At 41.0% G+C, this 24,573-nt stretch carries 26 protein-coding genes; 1 reads left to right on the forward strand and 25 read right to left on the reverse strand.

Annotation, left to right across the window (positions count from 1 at the left end; translation table 11 throughout):
* Positions 1 to 150 precede the first annotated feature (150 nt).
* Complete coding sequence (locus J3P37_RS08570; protein WP_256010691.1) at positions 151 to 1,728, forward strand: SUMF1/EgtB/PvdO family nonheme iron enzyme; 1,578 nt, start codon at positions 151 to 153, stop codon at positions 1,726 to 1,728.
* A gap of 51 nt (positions 1,729 to 1,779) precedes the next feature.
* Here J3P37_RS08570 and J3P37_RS08575 read toward each other — a convergent pair whose 3' ends face one another.
* The 25 genes from J3P37_RS08575 to J3P37_RS08695 form a co-directional block, all read right to left on the reverse strand.
* Positions 1,780 to 2,433, reverse strand: a complete 654-nt coding sequence (locus J3P37_RS08575; protein ID WP_256010692.1) for a DUF4159 domain-containing protein — start codon at positions 2,431 to 2,433, stop codon at positions 1,780 to 1,782.
* Positions 2,430 to 3,128: a 16S rRNA (uracil(1498)-N(3))-methyltransferase gene (locus tag J3P37_RS08580; protein WP_256010693.1), complete on the reverse strand. Its 699-nt coding sequence runs from the start codon at positions 3,126 to 3,128 to the stop codon at positions 2,430 to 2,432. The genes J3P37_RS08575 and J3P37_RS08580 overlap by 4 nt, the downstream gene beginning before the upstream one ends.
* Before the next feature lie 9 nt (positions 3,129 to 3,137).
* Complete coding sequence (locus J3P37_RS08585) at positions 3,138 to 4,463, reverse strand: hemolysin family protein (RefSeq protein WP_256010694.1); 1,326 nt, start codon at positions 4,461 to 4,463, stop codon at positions 3,138 to 3,140.
* 7 nt (positions 4,464 to 4,470) lie between these two features.
* Positions 4,471 to 5,016, reverse strand: a complete 546-nt coding sequence (locus tag J3P37_RS08590; RefSeq protein ID WP_256010695.1) for an inorganic diphosphatase — start codon at positions 5,014 to 5,016, stop codon at positions 4,471 to 4,473.
* An 18-nt stretch (positions 5,017 to 5,034) separates the two neighbouring features.
* A complete protein-coding gene (locus J3P37_RS08595; RefSeq protein WP_256010696.1) occupies positions 5,035 to 5,676 on the reverse strand; it encodes a DedA family protein in 642 nt (213 codons plus the stop codon).
* 51 nt (positions 5,677 to 5,727) lie between these two features.
* Entirely contained in the window at positions 5,728 to 7,107 is a 1,380-nt protein-coding gene (locus J3P37_RS08600; protein ID WP_256010697.1) for an NADH-quinone oxidoreductase subunit N, read from the reverse strand.
* A 14-nt stretch (positions 7,108 to 7,121) separates the two neighbouring features.
* Positions 7,122 to 8,600: a complex I subunit 4 family protein gene (locus J3P37_RS08605; protein WP_256010698.1), complete on the reverse strand. Its 1,479-nt coding sequence runs from the start codon at positions 8,598 to 8,600 to the stop codon at positions 7,122 to 7,124.
* 20 nt (positions 8,601 to 8,620) lie between these two features.
* Positions 8,621 to 10,528 carry an NADH-quinone oxidoreductase subunit L gene (gene nuoL, locus J3P37_RS08610; protein WP_256010699.1) on the reverse strand — a complete coding sequence of 636 codons (1,908 nt, stop codon included), beginning with the start codon at positions 10,526 to 10,528 and terminating at the stop codon, positions 8,621 to 8,623.
* Between the two features lie 49 nt (positions 10,529 to 10,577).
* Entirely contained in the window at positions 10,578 to 10,907 is a 330-nt protein-coding gene (gene nuoK, locus J3P37_RS08615; protein WP_256010700.1) for an NADH-quinone oxidoreductase subunit NuoK, read from the reverse strand.
* The gene (locus J3P37_RS08620) at positions 10,907 to 11,404 is read right to left on the reverse strand and encodes an NADH-quinone oxidoreductase subunit J family protein (protein ID WP_256010701.1); all 498 of its coding nucleotides are present in this window, start codon (positions 11,402 to 11,404) and stop codon (positions 10,907 to 10,909) included. The genes nuoK and J3P37_RS08620 overlap by 1 nt, the downstream gene beginning before the upstream one ends.
* A 51-nt stretch (positions 11,405 to 11,455) precedes the next feature.
* Positions 11,456 to 11,953 (reverse strand): NuoI/complex I 23 kDa subunit family protein, encoded by a 498-nt coding sequence (locus tag J3P37_RS08625; RefSeq protein ID WP_256010702.1) that lies wholly within the window; start codon positions 11,951 to 11,953, stop codon positions 11,456 to 11,458.
* A gap of 31 nt (positions 11,954 to 11,984) precedes the next feature.
* Positions 11,985 to 13,043 (reverse strand): NADH-quinone oxidoreductase subunit NuoH, encoded by a 1,059-nt coding sequence (gene nuoH, locus J3P37_RS08630; protein ID WP_256010703.1) that lies wholly within the window; start codon positions 13,041 to 13,043, stop codon positions 11,985 to 11,987.
* Complete coding sequence (locus tag J3P37_RS08635; RefSeq protein WP_256010704.1) at positions 13,044 to 14,048, reverse strand: NADH-quinone oxidoreductase subunit G; 1,005 nt, start codon at positions 14,046 to 14,048, stop codon at positions 13,044 to 13,046. It abuts the gene before it with no gap.
* Between the two features lie 17 nt (positions 14,049 to 14,065).
* Entirely contained in the window at positions 14,066 to 15,436 is a 1,371-nt protein-coding gene (nuoF, locus tag J3P37_RS08640; protein WP_256010705.1) for an NADH-quinone oxidoreductase subunit NuoF, read from the reverse strand.
* 5 nt (positions 15,437 to 15,441) lie between these two features.
* The gene (locus J3P37_RS08645) at positions 15,442 to 15,978 is read right to left on the reverse strand and encodes an NADH-quinone oxidoreductase subunit NuoE family protein (protein WP_256010706.1); all 537 of its coding nucleotides are present in this window, start codon (positions 15,976 to 15,978) and stop codon (positions 15,442 to 15,444) included.
* Positions 15,971 to 17,182 carry an NADH-quinone oxidoreductase subunit D gene (locus tag J3P37_RS08650; RefSeq protein ID WP_256011271.1) on the reverse strand — a complete coding sequence of 404 codons (1,212 nt, stop codon included), beginning with the start codon at positions 17,180 to 17,182 and terminating at the stop codon, positions 15,971 to 15,973. The genes J3P37_RS08645 and J3P37_RS08650 overlap by 8 nt, the downstream gene beginning before the upstream one ends.
* Before the next feature lies 1 nt (position 17,183).
* Positions 17,184 to 17,687, reverse strand: a complete 504-nt coding sequence (locus tag J3P37_RS08655) for an NADH-quinone oxidoreductase subunit C (protein WP_256010707.1) — start codon at positions 17,685 to 17,687, stop codon at positions 17,184 to 17,186.
* Complete coding sequence (locus J3P37_RS08660; RefSeq protein ID WP_256010708.1) at positions 17,687 to 18,229, reverse strand: NADH-quinone oxidoreductase subunit B; 543 nt, start codon at positions 18,227 to 18,229, stop codon at positions 17,687 to 17,689. The genes J3P37_RS08655 and J3P37_RS08660 overlap by 1 nt, the downstream gene beginning before the upstream one ends.
* A gap of 111 nt (positions 18,230 to 18,340) precedes the next feature.
* A complete protein-coding gene (locus J3P37_RS08665; RefSeq protein WP_256010709.1) occupies positions 18,341 to 18,721 on the reverse strand; it encodes an NADH-quinone oxidoreductase subunit A in 381 nt (126 codons plus the stop codon).
* Positions 18,722 to 18,770: 49 nt separating this feature from the next.
* Entirely contained in the window at positions 18,771 to 20,438 is a 1,668-nt protein-coding gene (locus tag J3P37_RS08670; protein ID WP_256010710.1) for a tetratricopeptide repeat protein, read from the reverse strand.
* Between the two features lie 13 nt (positions 20,439 to 20,451).
* Positions 20,452 to 21,348, reverse strand: coding sequence for a PstS family phosphate ABC transporter substrate-binding protein (locus J3P37_RS08675; RefSeq protein ID WP_256010711.1), 897 nt, complete (start codon positions 21,346 to 21,348; stop codon positions 20,452 to 20,454).
* A gap of 226 nt (positions 21,349 to 21,574) precedes the next feature.
* Positions 21,575 to 22,414 carry an energy transducer TonB gene (locus J3P37_RS08680; protein ID WP_256010712.1) on the reverse strand — a complete coding sequence of 280 codons (840 nt, stop codon included), beginning with the start codon at positions 22,412 to 22,414 and terminating at the stop codon, positions 21,575 to 21,577.
* 25 nt (positions 22,415 to 22,439) lie between these two features.
* A complete protein-coding gene (locus J3P37_RS08685; protein WP_256010713.1) occupies positions 22,440 to 22,991 on the reverse strand; it encodes an ExbD/TolR family protein in 552 nt (183 codons plus the stop codon).
* Positions 22,992 to 23,013: 22 nt separating this feature from the next.
* A complete protein-coding gene (locus J3P37_RS08690) occupies positions 23,014 to 23,634 on the reverse strand; it encodes an ExbD/TolR family protein (protein WP_256010714.1) in 621 nt (206 codons plus the stop codon).
* Positions 23,635 to 23,731: 97 nt separating this feature from the next.
* Positions 23,732 to 24,553: a MotA/TolQ/ExbB proton channel family protein gene (locus tag J3P37_RS08695; protein WP_256010715.1), complete on the reverse strand. Its 822-nt coding sequence runs from the start codon at positions 24,551 to 24,553 to the stop codon at positions 23,732 to 23,734.
* Positions 24,554 to 24,573 lie beyond the last annotated feature (20 nt).

Below are 24,573 nucleotides of genomic sequence, written 5' to 3' on the forward strand. Positions count from 1 at the left end.
TCAGCTGTTGTAAATAACTTTTGAAATAAAAACCGTAACTATCTAAAAAATAATACCGTAATAAGGGAATTGAAATCGGACATCTACTTAATCTATTTTTATATGTCTGCGATTTATCTAATTTTAGCAATTAATGCTCATACTTAAATAATGAAAAGAATATCTATACTTTTTACAACAGGGTTGCTTGCGCTGGGGATTTTTGGAACTGCATGTAAAAGCAAAAGTAGTGGAACTTCTTCAAAAACAGGCGCTGCTTACAATGACAAATATTATGGCTTTCAGGTGGCTAGTAAAGTTAAACCGGGTCCTGGTCCCGGATTAATCGCAATTGAAGGCGGTACTTTTGTAATGGGAGGAAGCCTTGACCAGGACCTCGCTTATGAATACGACAATTTAAGGCGAAGAGTGACTGTCGCATCTTTTTATATGGACGAGACCGAGGTTTCGAATGTCGATTGGCTGGAATACCTTTATTGGATCACTGTTAATTTCCCGGAGGATAGAGAGTATTACTATAATGCGTTGCCTGACACATTAGTTTGGCGCAGGCCTCTATCTTATAACGAACCTTTTGTGAATAATTATTTAAGGCATCCGGCCTACCAGGACTATCCGGTTGTTGGTGTTAGCTGGGAACAGGCCAACGCTTATTCAGAATGGAGAACAGATAAGGTAAATGAGGAAATATTGAGAAACAGAGGAATCCTTGTAGACTATAAGACTTTAGCCGGAAAAGGTGGTGCAACCGTTTCAAAACCTGCGGAGCCTTTCAATACAGACATTTATCTTAATGGTCAGTATAGAGGTGAAGGAATTGATGGCAAGAAAATGTTAAAAGATCTAAGTCCCGGTGCACAAGCTGCTAATGGACAAAAAGCGCCTGTAAGACCAGTGCGCATGGAAGACGGAATACTTAAACAACCTTACCGTTTGCCAACGGAAGCAGAATGGGAATATGCTGCTTTATCTCTTGCCGGAAACACTGAATACGAAAATATTGAAGATGGTAAGATCTACCCCTGGAACGGTTTAGGTGTTCGCTCAGCTAAACAAAAAACCCGGGGCATGATAATGGCGAACTTTAAACGTGGCGAAGGGGATAATATGGGTACCGGTGGTTACCTAAATGACAAAGCAGACATTACTGCTCCGGTTACAAGTTATTTACCAAATGATTTCGGCTTATATAACATGGCTGGTAATGTCAATGAATGGGTCGCAGATACCTACCGCAAGCTATCTTTTGAAGATGTTGAAGATTTCAATCCTTTTCGTGGAAATCAGTTTGTAAACAAGCGGCTTGAAGATCCAAAAACAGGAGCCTACGCTAAGGACAAGTATGGTAGGGCAATAAAAGACCCGGCTCCGTCCAGAAAGAAGCAAACATGGGCTGAACTTAACGGAACGGTTGACAGTTCTAAAGCAGCCTTAGGTGGTAAAGCCTATGATCCTGATTTCCGCAGTGAAAAAGACACAGTTAGCGCTGCGTTATACGGTGTAACTACCCTGGTAAACGATCAATCGAAGGTGTACAAAGGAGGATCATGGAACGACAGGGCTTACTGGTTAAATCCGGCTACAAGAAGATTTATGCAGCAGGATGAAACGAGCGCCGAGGTTGGCTTCAGATGCGCGATGACAATGGTTGGATCCGCGGAAATTAATCCAAAAGGCAAACCAAAATTCAGTGCGCCACCATCAAGAGCCGCTAAAAAAGCAAGATAAAAATTTGATACTACCAAACGAGCCCCTTTATATGATGAAGGGGCTCGTTTTTTATCTGGTTAAGGCATACTGTACAAGATTAGCTCCCATACGGAGTGCCTTTTGCCTGGTATCCTCACTGTCTCCAGCATAAGTGCCTGCATCTTCCCAACCATTGCCCAAATCGCATTCAAACGTGTAATAGCATACCATTCGGCCTTTGTATATTAGCGCAAACCCTTGCGGGCGTTTCGCATCATGCTCGTGAATTTTTGGAAGGCCCTGGGGAAACTTAAACTTAATTGAATAAAGGGGATGGTTAACAGGCAACTCAACGAACTCGAGTTCCGGAAACACCGTTTTCATCTGGGGCCGTATATATTTGTCGAGTCCATAATTGTCGTCGATGTGAAGAAAACCACCTGCCATGAGGTATTTCCTCAAATTGAGAGCCTCCTGTTCAGAGAATTGCACGTTACCATGGCCAGTCATATATACAAAGGGGTAATTAAATATGTCGGCACTTCCAGCTTCTACAGTAGCCTCTTCAGTATCGAAGTTGGTCGCCAGATGCTTGTTGCAAAATTCAATCAGATTAGGCAACGCAGTTCGGTTTGCGTACCAGTCTCCCCCTCCATTATACTTCAACTTTGCCATCTTATAAGTGGCAGCACTAAATCCTGAAAAAAGCCAGATAGAACACAGCAGGAATAATATACGATTCATCTGTTCAAAAAGTTGATTTCAAAACAAGCTTCAAGGGCGGCAGTCTCAGTCCTAAGCCGGCTGTTTCCCAATGTCACGGGCAGAAATCCTGCATTAATTGCAGAGCGTATTTCAGCTGGAGAAAAGTCTCCTTCGGGACCAATCATTACCGTGTAATTTCCTTTCGGCTCAACACTATCCTTTAACGCTGTTTTTTCCTCATCAATACAATGTGCGATATATTTTTGACCCTCTGCCTTTTTAATGAATTCGTCAAATTTTAAAGTGGGATTAAGGATTGGATGATAGGCTTTCAGCGACTGCTTTACAGCTGAAGTAATGATTTTAATGAGTCGTTCTGGTTTCACTTCTCTTCGCTCTGACCGGTCGCAAATGATAGGTGTGATTTCATCAACTCCAATTTCTGTAGCCTTCTCAAGAAACCACTCAAGCCGTTCGATATTTTTTGTTGGAGCAACTGCGACATGAAGATAGTGATCTCTCTTACCGTATTCCAGTTGCTCTTCGATAATGTTGAGCACACAGTGTTTGGGATGAGGCATTTCTATCACAGCCTTAAAAAAGCCTCCCTTTCCATCAATAAGATAAACAACGTCATCCTTACCAAGGCGTAAAACTTTTATACAATGCTTACTTTCCTCCTCACTAAGAACGTAAGTTTTACCAATTATATCGGGAGTGTAAAATAAGTGCATAACAGCAGTTTAACGAAGGTCTACCGCATCTTCAGGATTTATTTCGAGGTCTAGCTTCACAGACTCGATATTTTGTTCTGTCTTTTTAAGGACTGTTATTGTATAGCCATAGAAGTCTTTCCGTTCGCCAACTTCGGGAATCTTTCCAAAAATATCACTCACCAAACCACCAACGGTATCGTAGTCTTCATCCTCGGGCAGATCATGAGGCAGATATTCATTTACATCGTAGATAGTTGCAGCGGCGTTCACAATAAATTCATGTTCTGACACCTGTTCTACAATTGGTTTTTCTTCATCAAACTCATCCTGAATTTCACCAACAAGTTCTTCCACAATATCTTCGAGGGTAACCATACCAGCGGTTCCGCCAAACTCCTCAAGTACAATGGCAATCTGTATACGTCTTAGCTGAAACTCACTTAAAAGGTCGTTGATCTTTTTAGACTCCGGAATAAAATACGGCTTTCGTATCAGATCTTTCAGGATCAGTTCCTTTTTATTAGCAATAATAGGCAATATGTCTTTAGCATGAATAATCCCTACAATTTTATCTATGGTTTCATCGTAAACCGGAATTCTCGAATATCCTTCCTTAATAATTATATCCACCAATTCATCGGATGGAGTCTCAAGTTCAATACCTGAGATCTTGGTTCTTGGAACCATAATATTTTTAACAACGCGCTCATTAAAATCAAATACATTTTTAATGAGTTCGTGTTCATTTACATCAAGTGCACCGCTTTCTTTACCCTGCTCCAAAAGATATTGTAATTCTTCAGAGGTATGGGCAGCCTCATGGCCGCTGATAGAGTGAATACCTACCAGTCGCAATAACATGTTGGCGAAGCCATTCAAAAGAAGGATAAACGGCCTGAAAACAAGATAAAAGAAGTGCAATGGCAAGGAAACACCCATTGTGATGCCTATTGGCTTTTGAATTGCCAGGGATTTAGGCGCTAACTCACCAAAAACGATATGCATAATGGTGATAATTGTAAAAGCAATTACTGGACTGGCAGTAACTGTAAAGGATTCTATAAATTTAGGGTTGGCGTTGAATGCATACAGCACATTGCTAATAATGTGCTCCATAACCTCTTCACCTACCCAACCAAGTCCCAGAGAAGCCAATGTTATTCCTAGTTGCGTAGCTGCAAGATAGCCATCCAAATGTTGTAAAATATGCTTTGCCGTTTTCGCAACCCTGTTTCCTGACTTTGCTGTTACCTCTATCTGAGATGCACGAACCTTTACAATAGCAAACTCTGCGGCTACGAAAAATCCGTTCAGAAACACCAGGAAAAATGTAAGGAATATCTGGAAACCCATTATTTAATTAAACATTAGTAAGAAAAGTACTATTATACAATTCGATACTCTCCTGTATAACTTTATAGGCATATTCTTTGCCGTGTAACTGTTCAATAGTAACGTTTTTGTGTTCAAGCGCTTTGTAATCCTGAAAGAATCTTACTATCTCCTTTGTGGTATGAGGAGGCAAGTTTTCAAGATCCTCAATATAATTGACAGACATATCGTTTTTTGCTACCGCAATGATCTTGTCGTCCTGTTCTCCATTATCAACCATATGCATAACTCCAATAACTTTAGCTTCGATCATAGACATCGGGAATACATCCACCGAGCAAAGCACTAAGATATCAAGCGGATCTTTATCATCGCAATAAGTCTGGGGTATAAAGCCGTAATTAGCCGGGTACATCACGGAAGAAAATAAAATCCTGTCTAAGCGAAGTAAACCAAAGTCTTTATCCACTTCGTACTTAGCCTTTGAGCCCTTTGGAATCTCAATAATTGCATTTACTACAGCTGGCAAATCGCTGCCAGGGGAAACCTTATGCCATACATGGTCTTTGTTCATAGTTATAATTTATATTATCTAGTTAGAGCGTCTTTCAGGTTTCCTGTTTTTGAAGTAAGTCCACACAAGAGGGATAGCAGTAATAACCACAAATCCAACTATAATGTACATCAGATACTTATTCACCTGATCCGCAAATTTTATTCCCAGGAAATATCCTAAAAGGGTGAGAGAGGTGATCCATAAGAGAGCACCCACAACATTATAGAGGGCAAACTTTTTAAAATCGACACCTATGACTCCAGCTACGATAGGAGCAAAAGTACGCACAATTGGAATAAATCTGCCCATAATAAGTGCAAAGGCGCCCTGCTTATTATAATATTCTTCTGCGGAAACGAGATATTGCCTTTTAAAAAATAGAGAATCTTTTTTAAGATATAGATGAGATCCGGTACGCCTCCCAAACCAATAGCCAACAAAATTGCCGAGGATAGCGGCAAAAATAAGTCCGGTCATCAACATACTTAAAGAGGTATCCAACTTATCTGTGGCAACGAACATGCCTGCCAGGAAAAGCAGGTAATCACCCGGTAAAAAAAACCCAAAGAAAAGGCCTGTTTCGGCAAAAACCACGAAAAGGAGAACATAAAAACCTCCTTCTCTAAGTAACCTTTCCGGATCTATTAACTGATGGAGCGAATCCCAGAGTTCGTACATAATCGAATATCCGTAAATCTACGAATATTAATAACATTTTGTTTTAAATTATCAGATCAGGCGGGAAATCAATTCCGGGTAAACTCCTAACAGAATAGTTGCAGCAGCTGATAAACCCAACACTAACCGATAATAAGGTGAAACAATCAATTCATGCCTGTCGGCCTCTTTAAAATACATCGCCACTATCACTCTAAAATAATAGAAGATACCAATAGCAGCATTAAGGACGGCAAAAAGAACCAGGTATGTGTGATAAGTCGACAAAGCACTGGTGAACATCATGAACTTACCTATAAAGCCGGCTGTCAGAGGTATACCTGCCAGCGAAAGCATGGCAACAGTGAGTGTAAGTGCGAGGAAAGGATTTTTTCTGGCCAAACCATTGAAGCTATCAAAACTGTCTGTTCCAACCTGGCGTTGCAATAGTATCAACGCAGCAAAAGCCATAATTGAAGCTATTGAATATGCAGCGGCATAAACGAATATCGAAGTATCCGAACTACCGTTGAGAGAAATTACAGCAAAGAGCATGTATCCTACGTGAGATATACTGGAATATGCCAACATTCGCTTGAAATGTTGTTGATACACTGCGGTAATATTTCCTATTAATAAGGACAAGGCGGCAAGTGTAACTAGAACCGGCGACCAAAATTCTGACAGTGGAGAAAAACAGAAAAGAAAAAGTCTCAGAAAAGCCGCAAACCCAGCCGTCTTTACCACAGTGCTCATATAAGCCGTAATTAAGGACGGCGAGCCTTCGTATACATCAGGAGCCCAAAAATGAAAAGGAGCAGCGCCCACTTTGAAACATAAACCTACAATAAGCAATAGTATACCCCCGTAAAACAAAGGTGATACTTCTTGCGGAGCAGATAAAATATAATTTCTAATCTCCAATAAGTCAAACGATCCTGAGGCACCGTATAATAAGGCTATGCCAAACAACAAAAAGCCCGTCGAAAAAGCACCCATCAAAAAGTATTTCAAAGCAGCCTCATTTGAAGCAAAATCCCGTTTCTTGATTCCTGCAAGAATATACAAGCTTACCGACATAATCTCTATACCGATAAACAACATTGTAAGGTTATGGTAGGAAACCATTACGATTATCCCTGCTAGCGAGAACAAAATAACAGTGTAATATTCAGCTATATTGCTACTTATCCTTTCAAAGTAGTCTTTTGAAAGAAGAAATATGAGTAATGTTGACAGAATAGTGATACCAGAAAAAGCCGCAGCAAAATTGTCGAATAACATCATGCCATTATATATAGGCTGAGCGTAGCTTCCCCATTCATAGAAAGAAAGACTTAATGCGCCCAGAAGGCCTAATATAGATACAGGTAGTAAAGCTTTTTTAGCTTTGAACAACCCCAGGTATAAAACAAGGATCGCTAAAAGAGATATGGTGATTAATACGCTCATTTTTTATAGTACTTTTAATAGTTTGTCGGACTCCCGCCCGCAATTTTGCCGTTTACAAAATCTATTAATTCACGGGTGGAGGTTTCTGAAATTGCGAGTAAAGGTTTGGGATACACACCAATAAATAGTATGAGTGCGCAAACTACAAATAGAACTACTTTTTCAGTTCCGGCAATGTCGGCAAAAGTGAGGGTGTTATCGGCAGACGGGCCAAACATAATGCGTTGATACATCCTCAACATATAAACAGCTCCCAGTATTATCGTGAGGCCCGCTATTGCAGACGCCCATATGTTGTAATTATACAGCCCCATCAAGAGCAGGAACTCACCAATAAACCCATTGGTCAGCGGCAATGCTACCGTGCCAAGTAATATAATTAAGAATGTTATCGAAAACTTTGGGGCCATTTTGGCAATCCCACCCATCTTGTCCATATCTCTGGTTCCCAGTCGGCGGATTATGATATCAAGGACAAAAAAGAGTCCGAAAACGTTCAGTCCGTGATTTAACATTTGGATCATAGCGCCCTGTAAACCTTGTAGATTCCAAACGAAAATCCCAGCCGCGATCAAGCCTACGTGAGCGATGGAAGAATAGGCTACTAATCGCTTGATGTCTTTCTGTGTAAAAGCAATCAGAGAGGCATATACAATCCCAATAACGGCCAAAGTTAAAGCTGTTTGTCCCCATTGCGCAAAACCAAGAGGAGCAACCGGAATCAGCCATCTTATGGCGCCATAAGTTCCCATTTTTAACATAATGCCGGATAGCAACATGGTTCCGGCAGTTGGAGATTCAGTATAAGTATCTGGCTGCCAGGTATGAAAAGGAAATATTGGCATCTTGATGGCGAAGGCCATAAAAAACGCAAGGAAGACCCAACTTTGTTCTGATGTGCTTAATGATAGTTGGTAGAAACCAAGGAGATCAAAGGTCTTATCCGGCGTTTGCTGAGCCATGTAGATAATACCTAAAAGCATGATCAAGCTTCCGGCAAATGTGTATATGAAGAACTTGATATTGACCTTAATTCTGTTAGAACCACCCCATATTGCACAGATAAAATAAATCGGTATTAACGCGATCTCCCAGCCAACATAAAAAAGGAAAGCGTCAAGAGCAGTAAATACCAACAGCAGGCCGCTTTGCATAAAAAGGATTAACCCATAAAATGCACCGGGACTTTTGTAATTGTGACTGAAGCTGGCAAGAATTATCAGGGGAACTAATGCATTTGTTAATAATACTAGCAGCATGCTAATGCCATCTATGCCTGCATTAAACCGGGAACCTAAAGAAAGCAACCAGGGAAAATCTACAGTAAACTGAGTACCAGCTGCCGGGTCAAACCCGTCCAATAAATATCCGGTAAAGCCTAATGAAAGTAAAGACCATATGAAAGCTGCTGTTTTTGCCTGTTGATGTTTACCAAACAAGGATACAATGATAGCACCGGCTAATGGTAAAAATATAAGCAGTAAAATTTCCATCTATAATGTTCTAACCCTTGTTATATGTTATAAAATCCATAAACTAATAAGGCAACTATCCCGGCGATCATAATGAAGATATAAAAGCCGATATTACCTGTTTGAAGCAACCTCAATCCTTTACCTGCCTCTGCGGTTGCGCGTCCGAGTCCATTGACAAAACCGTCAATGAAGGTTTTATCTACAATGCGATAAAAAAAACCAGAAAGAATATTCAGCGGCTTGGTAATGAGCGCATCATAAATCTCGTCAATGTAAAATTTATTGTAGGAAACGTTGGCGAACGCTGTCCTTTCTGCAGTATCAGGAACCGGAACATGATTGTTCCTGGCATATCTCAAATAAGCGATAAAGGATGCAACAACAGCAGCAATTACCGAGACCGTCATCAATATATATTCTGTACTATGATCTAAATGACTTGCTCCGGTTCTTTGCTCTGACGCCGAAAATACCGGCTCGAGAAATCCGGCCAACCAATGGTTACCATGTAAGGCCTCCGGGACCCCGATGAATCCGCCTATTATGGAAAGTACTGCCAGTACTATCAAGGGGAAAGTCATGGACGCCGGGGACTCATGTAAATGGGCTTGCTGCTCAGTCGTTCCTCTAAATTTACCAAAAAAAGTAAGGAACAACATCCGGAACATGTAAAAAGCAGTGAACATGGCTCCTATTACCCCGATTAGCCAAAGCAATTTACTATGTTCATATGCGTGGGCCAATATTTCATCCTTGGAAAAGAACCCTGAGAATGGCGGCAAGCCAGAGATAGCAATGGTACCCATTAGCATCGTATAAAAGGTAACAGGAAGCTTGCTCTTAAGGCCTCCCATTGAGCGCATATCCTGCTCGTTACTTACCGCGTGTATTACAGAACCAGCACCAAGGAATAACAATGCTTTAAAGAAGGCATGGGTTATTACATGGAAGAAAGCTCCGGTATAAGCGCCTACGCCCAAACCAAGAAACATGTATCCTAATTGAGAAACGGTCGAGTAGGCCAGGACTTTCTTTATGTCGGTTTGTGTAATAGCTATTAATGCAGCAAGGATAGCAGTCGCCAGGCCGACTACTGCAATAATATCTAATGTAAATGGCGCTAATGTAAATAGAATATTAGAACGCGCTATCATATAAATACCAGCAGTAACCATAGTTGCTGCGTGAATTAAAGCCGAAACAGGTGTTGGACCGGCCATGGCATCTGGCAGCCACGTGAATAAAGGAATCTGGGCCGACTTACCGGTTGCCCCCACAAAAAGCAAAATCGTAATTAATGTTATAACATCGCTACCAGCCGTCAAACTAGCCGCCTGTGGAAATACCTTAGCAAATTCCACACTGTTAAAAGTATTGAAAATTAGAAAGATAGCAATCAGAAATCCGAGATCTCCAATCCGGTTCATAACAAAAGCCTTTTTGGCAGCACTTGCATAAGCTGGGTTACTGAACCAGAAGCCGATCAAAAGGTATGAACAAAGTCCAACACCCTCCCAACCGATAAACATAACTACGTAATTGGATCCTAAGACCAGCAAAAGCATGAAAAACACGAACAAGTTCAAATACGAAAAGAATTTCGCAAAACCCGTATCATGGTGCATGTAACCAATAGAATAGACATGAATTAAAAAACCTATTCCGGTAACGATCAAAAGCATGAGTGAACTTAATGGATCTACCTGGAAAGAAAACGGAATACTGAGATTTCCAACCTGTATCCAGTCAAAAAGCTGAATAGTAAATGATTTTGTTACACTGCCATTAAGCTCAAAGAAGATCCCCAGGCTTACTGCAAATGAAAGAAATACTGTTAAGCTACCGATGAAACCTACTGCCCCTTTAGGTAAAAAACTCCTTCCGAGACCATTGATCAGAAAACCAATCAAAGGAAACAAAGGAATTAACCAGACTAAATTTATCATGAATGTTGTGTTCGTTTATTTTTAAAAGCTATTTTTCCTGTCAATCAGCTCACCACTTCAACCGGTTCAATACGTTGATGTCTGTAGAATTGGTATTGCGATATATCATTACAATAATTGCAAGTCCTATTGCAACTTCCGCAGCAGCCAGGGCCATTACGAAAAACACAAAAACCTGCCCTGCGGCATCACCCCTATGGGCGGAAAAAGCTGTAAACAACAGATTCACAGCGTTGAGCATGAGTTCTATTGACATGAAAATGATAATTGCATTTCTCCTTATCAATACGCCCATAACTCCAATAGAGAAAATGATAGCACTTAATAAGATGTAGTGATTAAGTGGTACTCCCTGAATTGATTGTGTAACTGCTTCCATTATATTTTTTTGGGGTCTTTCTTGGCTAAAAGTACTGAACCCACCATAGCTGAGAATAATAAAATTGACGATACTTCAAACGGCAAAAGGAATTCATTGAACAGGACCTTCCCTAAATTCTTGACAAGTCCTATTCCCGGATCTTTTAAAATAAGAGGTTCAGATACATTTAATGATTTTACGGCACCTACAAGAGTAAGAAGTAAACATAATCCAGAAACCACTCCCGCAATCTTAAGTAAGCTGGACTTCATTGGCTCTGTATCCTTATTGAGATTTAAAAGCATCAATACGAAGAGGAATAGCACCATAATCGCCCCCATATACACTATAAAGTTCACTATAGCCAAAAATTGCGCATTTAGCAGAATATAGTGAACTGAAAAGGTGAAGAAAGTGACAATAAGGAATAGAACGCTGTAAACCGGATTTTTGGAGAAAATCACAAGTAGTGAAAAAAAGATTGATAAAAAAGCTACAAAATAGAATAGATTCATTAATTCTACGGTTTTTACTTTAAGTCCTTGAAGAAATCAAAGGTATAATTTTTAAGATTTTAACGGAGCCTCAACGAGTTTATCTTTCCCGTAGATAAAGTCCTTTCTAAGATAATCGGCTGCAACAATGGGCCCATCCAGATATATTGCCTCCTTAGGGCATGCTTCTTCACACAAACCACAAAAAATACATCTTAGCATATTGATTTCGTAAACTGCAGCGTACTTTTCTTCGCGATACAAGTTTTCTTCACCTTTCTGACGTTCTGCAGCTGTCATGGTTATTGCTTCCGCCGGACAGGCTAAAGCACACAGACCGCAGGCGGTACATCGCTCACGACCATTCTCATCTCTTTTAAGAGAGTGTAATCCGCGCCAATTTTCTGAAACCGGCCTCGTTTGTTCGGGATAAAAGATCGTTTCTTTCTTCACAAACATATGGCGAAATGTAATGGCAAGACCTTTAAAAATTGAGGGCAAATAAATACGCTCCCAAAAATTCATCGGCTTTTGCTCTAATACCTTTTTTCTGTTACTTAATGATTCCATTTATCCTCCTTCCCCTTCAGGGAAATCATGATTAAAGTAAATTGTCTTTGATTGTTATCCAAATACCTGTTAGAATAATATTCGCAATTGCCAGCGGAATGAGGACCTTCCATCCTAAATTCATCAGCTGATCGTAGCGGAAACGTGGAATTGTCCAGCGGATCCACATAAAAAAGAAGATGAAGAAGAAGATCTTCGCGAAAAGAACCGCAATTCCAACAATTGGTGCCCAGGTAGGTCCGAGGAGCTCAAATACATAGTCCATGCCTGGATAATTGTAACCTCCCCAATATAAAGTTGCCATAACAGCAGAGGATACAAACATATTTACATATTCTGCAAAAAGAAATGCACCGAGCTTAAAGCCTGAATATTCCGTGTGGTAACCAGCTACCAGCTCATTTTCACTTTCGGGAAGATCAAAAGGAGTACGGTTACATTCTGCAAAAGAGCATACAATAAATAACAGGAATCCCAGAGGTTGAGTAAATACGTTCCAGGTAAACCAGCCATTGTTCCAGAAACCATGTTGTTGCTCAACGATATCTTTCAACGAAAGTGTACCAGATACCATGAGCAAGGCTATCAAAGAAAGTCCCATAGCAATCTCATAACTGATATTTTGCGATGCCGCCCGTATAGCTCCCATGAGAGAGAACTTGTTATTTGACGCCCATCCTCCAATCATTATCCCATATACACCCAAAGAAACCACACCAAAGATGTAAAGAATTCCAACATTTATATCAGTAACCTGGAGCTCTACAACTCTATCACCAAACTGCATACTTTGGCCCCATGGAATAACGGCACTGCCGATACATGCAGTTAACAAAGCCAAAGAAGGACCCATTATAAACAGGAATGGATTGGACTCTGCAGGAATTATCTCCTCTTTGAAGAACATTTTGCCGCCATCGGCGAGAGGCTGAAACATCCCGCCTGGTCCTGCGCGATGGGGACCTACTCGTCCCTGTAGAAACGCGGCGATCTTCCTTTCAGCTAGTGTTGAGTAAGCAGCCACTCCTAACGAAACAGCAAAGATTACTACCACAAGTATAAACTTTTCTATAATAAGGGCTAGTTCCATTTACAGTTTTGTTGACCTTTCAAATTGTTCTTTATTAGCCTCAAGCAGAGCTGGATTTTTCCTTATCACTGGAGGAGGTCCTAATTGTTCATAATGGTTAGCTGATATAACCGAATGGTTGGCGATTTTTCGAGGCCCCTCAATCACCCATTCGTTTGTTTTCTTTTTATCGAAACGGCAGGTATTGCAGATAAACTCTTCAACTTCACCATATTCGTCTTTCCGGGCTGTTACACGAATAACATCTTCACCCTTGTACCAAAGCGTTACTTTTCCGGAGCATGTAGGGCAATCACGATGGGCATCCACAGGCTTTGTAAACCACACACGGTTTTTGAAGCGAAATGTCTTATCAGTGAGAGCTCCCACAGGGCAAACATCTATGATGTTGCCAGAAAAATCATTTTCAATTGCTTTTTCTATATAAGTCGAAATCTCGGCAGCATCACCTCTGCCCAAAATGCCGTGTACCCTGTTATTTGTAATCTGATCGGCTGTAAATACACAACGATAACATAAAATACAGCGGGTCATATGTAACTGTATCTTATCTCCAATATCTATTCTATCGAAGGTACGGCGCTCAAACTCATATCTTGTCGCCTCTGAACCGTGTTCATAAGCCAAATCCTGCAAGTGGCATTCACCTGCCTGATCACAGACCGGACAATCAAGAGGATGGTTTATGAGTAACATTTCAACCACACCTTTCCTGGCCTCAACGACCTCAGGAGAGGTGATATTCTGAACCTCCATACCATCCATAACAGTGGTTCTGCATGAAGCGACCAGTTTGGGCATAGGACGAGGGTCTTTCTCGGAGCCTTTACTTACCTTAACCAGACAGGTGCGACATTTTCCTCCGCTTCCCTGCAATTTTGAATAATAACACATTGCAGGCGGGACAATGTCACCACCGATCTGACGTGCTGCATTAAGTATACTTGTTCCTGCATCAACATCTATGCTGATACCATCTATCGTAACTTTAACTTTATCTGACATGTTAAAGATTTCCTCTCTTAATTAACTGGATGTAAATCCTCCGGCTTAGGCAAGGGGTCGGCATAATTGGCCAGTCCGTAATTTCTTTCCATAGCTTCTTTAGGATGAGTTACATGCCATTCGAATTCGTCCCGGAAATGACGAATTGCACTTGCAACAGGCCATGCAGCAGCATCGCCCAGAGGACAAATCGTATTTCCTTCTATTTTTTTCGAAACATCAACCAGCAGGTCAATATCGCTTAACTTTCCGTGCCCGTATTCGAGACGATGAAGTACTTTCTCCATCCATCCTGTTCCCTCTCGGCAAGGCGAACATTGTCCACAGCTCTCATGATGATAAAACCGTGAAAAGTTCCAGGTATTTCTTACAATGCACTGGTCCTCATCGTACGCTACGAATCCTCCGGAACCTAACATAGTCCCTGATGCAAAACCTCCGTCTGCCAGTGACTCATAGGTCATTAGCCTGTTATCACCATTGATGGTCTTTAGAATTAAATTCGCAGGTAATATTGGTACTGATGATCCGCCGGCTACCACCGCCTTTAATCTCTTTCCATTGGCTATGCCGCCACAGTACTGGTCTGAATAAATAAATTCTTCAACCGGAATACCTAGCTCAATCTCATAAACACCTGGCCGGTTTAAATTACCAGATGCGGAGATTAATTTAGTTCCGGTACTTCTTCCAATTCCAATTTTCGCATACTCATCTGCACCATCATTTATAATCGGAACAGTAGCAGCAATTGATTCGACGTTATTTACAACGGTTGGACAATTGTATAATCCGGAGATCGCCGGGAAAGGTGGCTTTATCCTCGGATTTCCGCGTTTGCCTTCAAGCGACTCAATCAAAGCAGTTTCTTCACCGCATATATAGGCACCGCCCCCGGGCTGAACATATAGTTCAAGATCAAATCCAGAACCCAATATATTTTTGCCCAAAAAGCCAGCATTTTTCGCTTCAGCGATCGCCTTTTCCAGAATACGTATCTGCGGCATCATCTCACCGCGCAAATAAATATAAGACGTATTTGCTCCCAGAGCGAAGCTGGAAACAATCATTCCTTCAATCAACAAGTGCGGAATGTGCGTCATTAAATACCTGTCTTTGAAAGTACCCGGTTCCGACTCGTCACCGTTGCAGACTAAATATCGTGGCACACCGTCTGGTTTAGCAAGAAAGCTCCATTTCATACCAGTAGGAAAACCAGCACCACCACGGCCCCTTAGTCCAGACTTCTTCACTTCCTCGACAACTTCGTCCGGAGTTAAAGTTTTCAATGCCTTTTCAACGGCACGATATCCTCCCTTCTGACGATATACTTCAAAGGAATTGATTCCAGGAACGTTTATATGTTCTAATAATAGTTTGCGTCCCATTTTAATTAGTTGATTTGAGGTTTGTCGACTGTTTTCAACCGTAAGCTGTCTATTAATTCATCTATTTTAGCTTCAGTTAAATTTTCATAATAGGTGTAATCAGGTCCGATCTGAAGCACCGGAGCCATACCACATGCGGCAAGACATTCCACTCCTCTCCAGCTAAACAATCCGTCTTCAGTCACTTCACCTTCTTTAACCTGAAGTTTATTCTCTATATATTTCATGATCCGCTCAGCACCTACAATACTGCAAGGACCTGTCCTGCACACTTCCAGAACATATTTACCCTGAGGTTTCAGAAAGAACATTGTGTAGAACGTCGCTACCTCATATACTTCAATCGGCTTCAGCTCCAGATAGTCAGCCACTTTATCCATTGCGATCGAACTCACCCAACCATATTGTGCCTGTACCAAGTGAAGAATCGGCAATAAAGCAGATTTCTGCCTTCCTTCAGGATAACGTGAAACAATCTCAGCGAACTTTGAAAGAAGTTCTGGACTGAAAATAACATCTTCTGTATCAGATATTTTAAGCATCTAATTCTCCTGCAATTACGTTTAAACTACTCATATTCACGATAGCATCAGATAACAGCATACCGCGGCTCATAGGAGCATACATTTGATAATTTATAAAACTAGGCCTGCGAAAATGTAGACGATATGGGGTTCGTCCGCCGTCATTTATTAAGTAAAAACCCAGCTCTCCATTTCCACCTTCAACACAATGATAGACCTCTGTTTTTGGTGTATCAACTTCACCCATCACTATTTTAAAGTGATAAATAAGAGCCTCCATGTTATTGTACACCTCTTCCTTCGGAGGCAGATAAAAGTCGGGAACGTTTGCATGAAAAACACCTTTAGGCTCTTTATCGATTTTAGCAAGAGCTTGCTCGATGATTCGAAGGCTTTGCCACATTTCCTCGTTTCTGAGAATATACCTGTCGTATACATCGCCCGTAGTTCCAACAGGAACATCAAAATCGAAATCTTCATAGGAGCTGTATGGTTCGTTCGCCCTCACATCATAGTCAACACCAGTAGCTCTCAGTATCGGTCCTGTCCAGCTATAGTTCATCGCCACTTCAGGAGTCACAGGGGCAACTCCAACGGTACGGTCCATAAAAATGCGATTACGGTTAAATAACTGCTCAAACTCTTTCAAAACAGGACCAAAGTTTTTAACGAACTTTTTAATCTTAGCAAACGCCAGGTCGTTAAAGTCGCGCTCGAAACCACCTATACGACCGATATTTGTGGTTAATCGTGCCCCACAAATCTCTTCATATATCTCATAAATATGCTCCCGCTGCTCCATGAGATAGAGAAATCCTGTATAAGCACCTGTATCTACACCTAAAATTCCATTGCAAATGAGATGATCTGAGATACGTGCAAGCTCCATAACAATTACACGCATGTAATCAACGCGCTTCGGAGTTTGTATATCGAGCATTTTTTCCACCGTCATATGCCATCCCATGTTGTTGATGGGCGAAGAACAGTAGTTCATGCGATCTGTAAGCGGCGTAATCTGGTAAAACGGCCGATGTTCAGCAATTTTTTCAAATGCACGGTGAATATAACCAATAGTAGAAACACCACTCACTATTCTTTCACCATCCATCTCCAGAACATTCTGAAACACACCATGGGTTGCAGGGTGCGTGGGTCCAAGATTTAACGTTAAGGTCTCCTTACGGTTACTCTGGCTGTCTACAATAGCAGGTTGATTCATCTTATCTTCCAAAGTAAAAATCTTTTTTATCTACACGGTTAGGATCCTCAAGAGGAAATTCCTTCCTCATTGGAAATGCCGTCATATCGTCAACATTTAAAATACGGACTAAGTTAGGATGGCCTTGAAACTGCACACCGAAAAAGTCATAGGTTTCACGCTCCATCCAGTTAGCACCTTCCCATAATTGCGTTGCAGACGGTATAACAGGATTAACTCCGTCCAGAGCAACTTTAATCCTAACCCTGACATTGTTCACAAAGCTATGAAGGTGATAAACTACAACTATAGGAAGATCTGCCTCGGGATAATGTACCGCTGTAATATCGGTGAGAAAATTAAATCTTAGTTCGGAATCTTCTTTCAGAAAACTGAGAACGTCGAAAATTTCCTCTTTTGTTGTTTCAAAGGTAAGCAAGCCGTAAGGCTCTGTTGGTAGCGCGATATTTTCCGCAAAGCGGGAATTCAACTTTTGAAGAACAGCCTGATTACTTATTTTACCCATTACTGGATCCCGTATTTACTTAATAATTCTTTATACTCAGGAGAATTGCGACGACGCATCGGCTCATTCCGAACCAGGTCCTGAAGTTTCATAACCCCATCTAAGAAAGCCTCAGGGCGGGGAGGGCAGCCAGGGACATAAACGTCGACAGGGATAATCTCATCAATTCCTTGCAAAACGGAATAAGTATCAAATATTCCTCCACTTGTAGCACAAGCGCCAACTGCAATAACCCACCTCGGCTCTGCCATCTGTATGTAAACCTGACGTAGAACCGGCCCCATCTTTTTGGCAATTGTACCCATCACCAGTAACATATCTGCCTGGCGTGGGGAAAACGACGGCCGCTCAGATCCAAACCGGGCAATATCATAATGGGCTCCCATGGTGGCCATAAACTCTATCCCGCAACAAGAGGTTGCGAAAGGCAACGGCCACAGTGAATTAGCACGGGCAAGTCCAACAACTTTATCGAATGACGTCGCAAAGAATCCAGAACCTTCAATTCCTGGAGGAGCTTCTGCTAATTTTATATCACTCATGTATTTATCTCCAAATAAAGTAGCTCATTCCAACACGTTGGAATGAGCTACAAATTTACTAATAAGTCTTGTTTATTCTGTGCTTCCAGCAATTATTTAGAACCGATCTAATTACTCCCAATCCAGCGCTTTCTTTTTTATGATATAGATAAAACCAAGCAGCAAAGTCCCCATAAAAACTAGCATTTCTATCAATCCGTCAAATCCTTCAAGGCTCATCTCGCGGAAATTAACAGCCCAGGGATACATGAAGATCACTTCAATATCAAACAGCACGAAGAGGATAGCAACGAGGAAGTACTTAATTGAAAAGGGCTGACGAGCATTACCCACAACTTCAATTCCCGACTCAAAAGGAGATAGCTTTTCTTTACTCTTTCGTTTAGGCCCTATAATGTGGGTCAATACCATAGTGAGCACTACAAATCCTAAAGCGACAAGCATTTGGAATACGATTGGGAGGTAGTTAATTGCTGATGTTTGTGTTTCCATTTATGAATGCAAATATATATAAAGAGCCGGATTACCGGCTCTTTGAAATTTACTTACTACCATTCAGCGATTTAATAACCTCGCTCGCATACGTGTTTGCCGGGTCTAAAGCAAGCGTTTTATTAAAGTACTCCTTTGCTTTCGCCGGATCTGAGGTCAAATAAAACGCACCAATATTATTATAAGCCTCAGTTAACTGATCCTTATTTTTTGGATCAGTAAGATTTTCAGGTTTCTCTGCTAAAGTAGCTATAAACTTCTCGTAGTGAGGTATGCTTAATCCCTTAGGACTTTTCTGGTCATCTAGCAACCGGTTAGTACGTGCCCTATATATGTAAGCAAGCGCATAAGTCGGAGCTTTTGTGTTTACATAGCTAAATGCTGAATCTGCTTTCACAAGTAGCTCAGATGAGGGATTTTCCTTATTCTGAGTTTTTGCCGCATAGTCAAAATAATAAGAGTAACCAACATAAAAATGGTCGCTAAGAGTAGCTTTTGGCCCTAATATTGCCAATTCGTACAATTTAGCGGCTTCAGCATACTTTTTCGCTTTGAAAGCTTCTGCAGCAAGTGGAGTGATTTCCTCTGCCAAAGTAGAATCCATACTTATTCCTTTTTCCAGACTTGCATAAGCGGTAGAATCACCTAACTTATATTGGGCTTTACCCAAATAGAAATGATCCAGTGCTATTACGCGGCGTGGCTCAACCTTTGATAAAAAGTCTTTTAGCGCCTGCGCACTAGCTTCATAGTTTCCATTTTCGTATGCAGAAATCCCTAGATAACGATAAATCCTTGGATTAGCCTTATCCTGTTGAATCATTGCCTGAGCTTCCTGCTCTAAAGCTTTATAATCACTAGCATATACAAGGAAATCGGCATAACGCATTCTTGAGTCAACAGATTTATCAGTCAGGTCAAGGTATTTTTTGTAGTGCGCAATAGCAGCCTGTAGTTTCGCCGGCTTTTCAGCTGCGGGAACATTAAAGCTCCACTGCAAATTCGTCTCTGCCAACTCACGATAAGCAGGACCATAATTAGGATTAATAGCGATAATACTATTAAATTCATCCGTAGACTCTTTAAAGGCCTTAGAGTTTTTATTTAATACCCCAAGCTCAAGCTTCGAACGCAAAAGATTCTTATCAAGGTCAAATGCACTGCGATAAGCACTATATGCCTCGCCATTCTTTTTCAAACCTCTATAAGCATCACCAAGCGCTAGAAATACCTCCGCATCCTTCTCATCCATCGTTTTCGCCTTCTCCAGATGAGCTAGAGCTGTTTCAAACTCCGGCTTTGGAGCGCTTATATAAGCTTTCGCTACATAAATATATGGATCGTTATCTTTCCTTGAAGCGAGAGATATTGCTTTATCGAAATTTGTTTTTGCAGAAGAAGCGTTATCTGAATCTAAATCAACTGCACCTAATCCTACATAATTTAAAGCAAAGTCTTTATCAGCAGCTACACCTTTTGAGAAAAAAGCTTTAGCTGAATCAGCATAATCGGTTTTTAAATAAACGTTTCCTAAAAAAAAGTAATTTTCTGCCTCTGCAGGTTTCGACGCTATCAAAGACTTTAAAATGGTCTTCGCTTGCTGATATTTTTCTGCATCAATTGCTTTCTTAGCTTCGTCAAGGTTTTGCGCGTAAACAGAGGAGCTTACAACACTCAGAACCAAGCTAGCTTTTATGGCTTTTTTTATCAATTCCATAGTTCAATTTTTATTATCGTATTATTATTTCTCTTGAAGGTAAACTATCAGGTAAAAGACCCGATTTCAGAACAATCCTTTGCCCCCTCTCACTAGCAAGGAAGGAGGCAAAACCCGTGCCTAAACCTTTGGTTCCCTGACAATTAATTATATACACACCCCGACTTAACGGGTATAAATCCAAAGCCAGATTATTTTGCGACGGCTTATAAAACTTGTCACTTCCTGACTTGCCGGGCAGGTTTTTTACACCCAATATCCTGATCTCCTTTTCCAGAGGCTCAATTTCCTTACCCGGAAACTTAATCCAATTAACACCTATAACACCAATAGACCCAATATTATTGTGTACATATTTAATTACTTCTGTATTTGATCTCAGTGCATATACACCTTTAGCAGGTAGCTGAGCCACTCCTGACAGCTCCTTTAGATATCTCACTGTACTTGAATTGGCATTATCAAATACAAGGCTTTTATTGGAATTCCCTCCTTTTAAAATATCTATTATTTCCTGAACTGTAATAGTAGAATCCAGGGAAGACTTATTAGAGATAAGAGCAACTGCATCAACCGCAAACCGATTGGTTCTAACAATCCTGTTTTTCTTTTTAAAAGATGCAAGCTCGGATGGCAACAGCTCACGTGACATTATGGCAATACGCACACTGTCATTTAGGAAGCTGTTCAGCAATTCCCGTTCAGGTTTATAAGTAAAATGAATGTTTGCCTCAGGGTAGCTACTTGTAAAAACATCCCATTGGTCTTGAACAATAGGAGCAAAGCTCTCGTCAACAACAATCTGTGTGACGCCAGATGTAGGTGTGCTAACTTTTTTGCTGTTCTCACTTCCGCAGCTTGCCAGAAACACGACAGCTACAACCATAATTGCTATTGCACTACGCATCATATCAATTCCTGTTTGAGGTATACTCACCGTATCCTCTTAGTAAAGCGTATAAAATCAGAACTGCACCAAAAATCATTCGATAAGTGTGCTCCACATGAAATGGGATAAAATCCGTAAAAAGGATCAATAAGCCTAAAACGAAAAAAAAGGCTATTCTAACAAAGCCGAAAATGAACAGAAATCGCTTTGCGGGCGATTTCTGCTGATTTTGCCGATATGACATCTCTTACTGTGCTTCGAGGTTCAACAATATCGGGATTGTATAATTAACACGAACCGGTCGGCCGTTCTGGATACCCGGATTCCATTTTTTTGACTTCTTAAGAACACGAATTGCTTCTTCACCCGTTCCCATACCTAAATCACGAAGTACTTTAATATCCGTCAAACTTCCGTCCTTTTCAACAACGAAGCTCAATATTACCCTTCCGGATACACCTTGTTCTTTTGCAGCTGCCGGGTAGTTATAAGTTTTACCTACGTAATCATAGAACTTTTGAATACCACCTGGGAATTCAGGTTGCACTTCGATAGTAGCGAAGTCATGCACGCTATTATCTTCCACTACTGCAGCCTGAGTTGGAGGAGCTTCACCAACAGGCTCGTCAATACGGATTTGCGCGTTTGGATCGCCTTCAATAGTTTTCTGGCCAGGATCTTTTACCGCAAGTTCTTCCTGGCTAGGTGGCTCTTCCTCACGCACCTGCTCTGCAGGAACTACCACCGGTGGCGGGAACCGTACCTGGTCTACCCTGGGTTTGGGCGGCTCAGCTGCAGGGGGAGGAGGAGGGGCTTGCTCATCAACCGGTGGCGGAGGTGTTAAAACCACTTCCGTTACATCGACTTTATCCTCTTCAACCATTTCTACATTCCCTGTCAAACTCTGAATGTATTTAACAATCAGCGGAGAACAAACTAGTAACGCAAAAACAATAGCTCCTATGAATAAAGCCCGGGTAGTCGTTCTGTTGTTATCCTTCCGGAGCACAAAAGCTCCGTAAGACTGGTTTCGTCCGGTAAAAACCACTTCCAGCCATACCGGATCAAAAATATCTAATTTTGCCATTTTCTTTTATTTAAAGAGTTTACAATCAATAAACTCCGTCGCGTTTTAAAAGGTCAAGCTCTGGTTCAGTAATATCAACGATAGCATAAGTACCACCGTTAACACCGACATTGGTGATTTTCATCTCATCCAAAATATCAACCAAATTTTTGTACGTAGACTTATCACTTGCCTTTATCAGCACGATCAGGCCTTTTCCCGTTGCAGCTTTTACATCTTTGATCTTTTCCAAAATGGCCTTTCTGATACCATTTTTTCCATAGTTATCTACTGTTGGGTTCTTAGGTTCTTCGATCGACCCCATGTACCATTCGAGTCTGTTCTTGTCTCCCAACAACACGGTCATTGTACGGGTATCTGCAACTTCGAATTTATCATCGTTCTTTTCATCTTTATCCGGCATTGCAAGGTCCATCGCTTGAGGCTTTGCAAGGGTCGTGGTCAACATAAAGAAGGTGATCAGAAGAAACATCAAGTCTACCATCGGTGTCATATCAACACGGGCATTCTGCTTTTTACTTCTAACCTTCCCGCCTTTTTTCTTGCCACCCCCGCCGGAGCTGTCTAATTCTGCCATATAAATTTATATTTTCAAAGTATTACTCATCGCTTCCTTCGAGAGAAGTGATCATACTAAATTTATTTACTTCCTGCGATTGAAGAATGTCAATTACTTTCTTAACAACCGGATATTGTTCTTCTGAATCTCCCTTAATAGAAATTCGAAGCTCCTTATCATTTATCTCCTTGGTAGCAACCCGTGCATTATAGATCCACTCGCGCAACTCAGATGCATTCGCACCCACAGAGTCGGTAGGTATTCCCGGTTGTGCAGCTTTATTGCGCGCCTTGTTATCCATGTTGATCAGTTGCTTTAAGTTACCAATTGGCACCCCGAAAGATTCCATAAGCGAAAAGCGAATTTTTTCTTCTTCGGTGAAAGGAACCTTATAACGCTCAGACATCCTTTCCAGCATTCTGATACGGATTGGCTGACCGGCAACGCCAAAGAAAACTTTTCCCTCTCCGATGGTAAGCGTTGCAATATCTGTGGTTGGCAATTTAATTTTTACAGTCGACGAGGGAGTATCTACCGGCAGAGGCTCGGGCTGACGTGCAGTTGCTGTTAATATGAAGAATGTTAACAACAAAGAGGCTACGTCGCACATTGCCGTCATGTCGATAACTGTACTCTTTCTTGGAACTTTTACTTTAGGCATCGTTTAATATAATAATGATTCCTTGGTTATTTAATTAGATGAAAAAGTTCAGGAGTTTCCATAAACTCCTGAACAAAAACTTTCACTAAATTTTTTTTTAATTATTCTTATGTGTGCTTGCATAAGTTTGTACAATTGAGAATCCTGCCTCATCAATTGAATAAGTCAATTTATCAATTTTTGATGTAAAGATATTGTACATAATAATTGCTACTGTAGAGGTTGCAATACCTGTCGCAGTATTGATCAAGGCCTCAGAGATACCGTTTGCAAGAGCAGCCTGATCGGGTGCACCAGCAGTAGCCAAGGCCGCAAACGACTTGATCATACCGGTTACTGTACCTAATAGTCCTGTTAATGTACCTACGGAAACCAGAGTTGCAATGATAGTTAAGTTTTGTTCTAACATTGGCATTTCAAGAGAGGTTGCCTCTTCAATGTCCTTTTGGATCGCTAAAGATGCCTGCTCTATATCAAGATTAGGATCAGCTTCAACTTCTCTGTATTTCTTTAAGCCAGATTTAATTACATTCGCCACAGAGCCTTTTTGCTTGTCGCACTCTGCCATTGCGGCCTCAATATTTCCAGAAGCTAATAAACCCTGGATCTTTTTAACGAATACTTCTACATTTCCTGAACCAGCAGCTTTATTTATAACAAAGAAACGCTCAATTGAAAATACGAACACCATTAAAAACATTCCCATAAGCACAGGTACAATTACTCCCCCGCTGTAAATCATCGCAAAATAATTTCCTGGAAGCGGATGTCCTTCTTCATCAAAGTTTGAAGGATCACCCATTACAAACTTCCAAAGTAGTACCCCGATAACAATACAGATTACGATTGATAAACTTGCAAAAATACTTGAACCAGAGCCGTCTTTTTTCGCTGTTGTTGGTTTTGGTGCGGTTGCCATTTTTTTAGAATTTAGTTTTA

The organism is Desertivirga xinjiangensis (assembly GCF_024436435.1).
Lineage (GTDB): Bacteria > Bacteroidota > Bacteroidia > Sphingobacteriales > Sphingobacteriaceae > Desertivirga > Desertivirga xinjiangensis.

What these genes read in the sequence shown, in the direction of transcription:
- nuoL (WP_256010699.1), bottom strand. Translation starts at nt 10,528, where the DNA reads ATGATAAATTTAGTCTGGTTAATTCCTTTGTTTCCTTTGATTGGTTTT.
- J3P37_RS08650 (WP_256011271.1), bottom strand. Translation starts at nt 17,182, where the DNA reads ATGAATCAACCTGCTATTGTAGACAGCCAGAGTAACCGTAAGGAGACC.
- J3P37_RS08620 (WP_256010701.1), bottom strand. Translation starts at nt 11,404, where the DNA reads ATGAATCTATTCTATTTTGTAGCTTTTTTATCAATCTTTTTTTCACTA.
- J3P37_RS08695 (WP_256010715.1), bottom strand. Translation starts at nt 24,553, where the DNA reads ATGGCAACCGCACCAAAACCAACAACAGCGAAAAAAGACGGCTCTGGT.
- J3P37_RS08595 (WP_256010696.1), bottom strand. Translation starts at nt 5,676, where the DNA reads ATGTACGAACTCTGGGATTCGCTCCATCAGTTAATAGATCCGGAAAGG.
- nuoH (WP_256010703.1), bottom strand. Translation starts at nt 13,043, where the DNA reads ATGGAACTAGCCCTTATTATAGAAAAGTTTATACTTGTGGTAGTAATC.
- J3P37_RS08655 (WP_256010707.1), bottom strand. Translation starts at nt 17,687, where the DNA reads ATGGGTAAAATAAGTAATCAGGCTGTTCTTCAAAAGTTGAATTCCCGC.
- J3P37_RS08605 (WP_256010698.1), bottom strand. Translation starts at nt 8,600, where the DNA reads ATGGAAATTTTACTGCTTATATTTTTACCATTAGCCGGTGCTATCATT.
- J3P37_RS08625 (WP_256010702.1), bottom strand. Translation starts at nt 11,953, where the DNA reads ATGGAATCATTAAGTAACAGAAAAAAGGTATTAGAGCAAAAGCCGATG.
- J3P37_RS08660 (WP_256010708.1), bottom strand. Translation starts at nt 18,229, where the DNA reads ATGAGTGATATAAAATTAGCAGAAGCTCCTCCAGGAATTGAAGGTTCT.
- J3P37_RS08675 (WP_256010711.1), bottom strand. Translation starts at nt 21,348, where the DNA reads ATGATGCGTAGTGCAATAGCAATTATGGTTGTAGCTGTCGTGTTTCTG.
- nuoK (WP_256010700.1), bottom strand. Translation starts at nt 10,907, where the DNA reads ATGGAAGCAGTTACACAATCAATTCAGGGAGTACCACTTAATCACTAC.
- J3P37_RS08585 (WP_256010694.1), bottom strand. Translation starts at nt 4,463, where the DNA reads ATGGGTTTCCAGATATTCCTTACATTTTTCCTGGTGTTTCTGAACGGA.
- J3P37_RS08690 (WP_256010714.1), bottom strand. Translation starts at nt 23,634, where the DNA reads ATGCCTAAAGTAAAAGTTCCAAGAAAGAGTACAGTTATCGACATGACG.
- J3P37_RS08580 (WP_256010693.1), bottom strand. Translation starts at nt 3,128, where the DNA reads ATGCACTTATTTTACACTCCCGATATAATTGGTAAAACTTACGTTCTT.
- J3P37_RS08575 (WP_256010692.1), bottom strand. Translation starts at nt 2,433, where the DNA reads ATGAATCGTATATTATTCCTGCTGTGTTCTATCTGGCTTTTTTCAGGA.
- J3P37_RS08590 (WP_256010695.1), bottom strand. Translation starts at nt 5,016, where the DNA reads ATGAACAAAGACCATGTATGGCATAAGGTTTCCCCTGGCAGCGATTTG.
- J3P37_RS08600 (WP_256010697.1), bottom strand. Translation starts at nt 7,107, where the DNA reads ATGAGCGTATTAATCACCATATCTCTTTTAGCGATCCTTGTTTTATAC.
- J3P37_RS08645 (WP_256010706.1), bottom strand. Translation starts at nt 15,978, where the DNA reads ATGCTTAAAATATCTGATACAGAAGATGTTATTTTCAGTCCAGAACTT.
- J3P37_RS08635 (WP_256010704.1), bottom strand. Translation starts at nt 14,048, where the DNA reads ATGTCAGATAAAGTTAAAGTTACGATAGATGGTATCAGCATAGATGTT.
- J3P37_RS08665 (WP_256010709.1), bottom strand. Translation starts at nt 18,721, where the DNA reads ATGGAAACACAAACATCAGCAATTAACTACCTCCCAATCGTATTCCAA.
- J3P37_RS08570 (WP_256010691.1), top strand. Translation starts at nt 151, where the DNA reads ATGAAAAGAATATCTATACTTTTTACAACAGGGTTGCTTGCGCTGGGG.
- J3P37_RS08685 (WP_256010713.1), bottom strand. Translation starts at nt 22,991, where the DNA reads ATGGCAGAATTAGACAGCTCCGGCGGGGGTGGCAAGAAAAAAGGCGGG.
- J3P37_RS08670 (WP_256010710.1), bottom strand. Translation starts at nt 20,438, where the DNA reads ATGGAATTGATAAAAAAAGCCATAAAAGCTAGCTTGGTTCTGAGTGTT.
- nuoF (WP_256010705.1), bottom strand. Translation starts at nt 15,436, where the DNA reads ATGGGACGCAAACTATTATTAGAACATATAAACGTTCCTGGAATCAAT.
- J3P37_RS08680 (WP_256010712.1), bottom strand. Translation starts at nt 22,414, where the DNA reads ATGGCAAAATTAGATATTTTTGATCCGGTATGGCTGGAAGTGGTTTTT.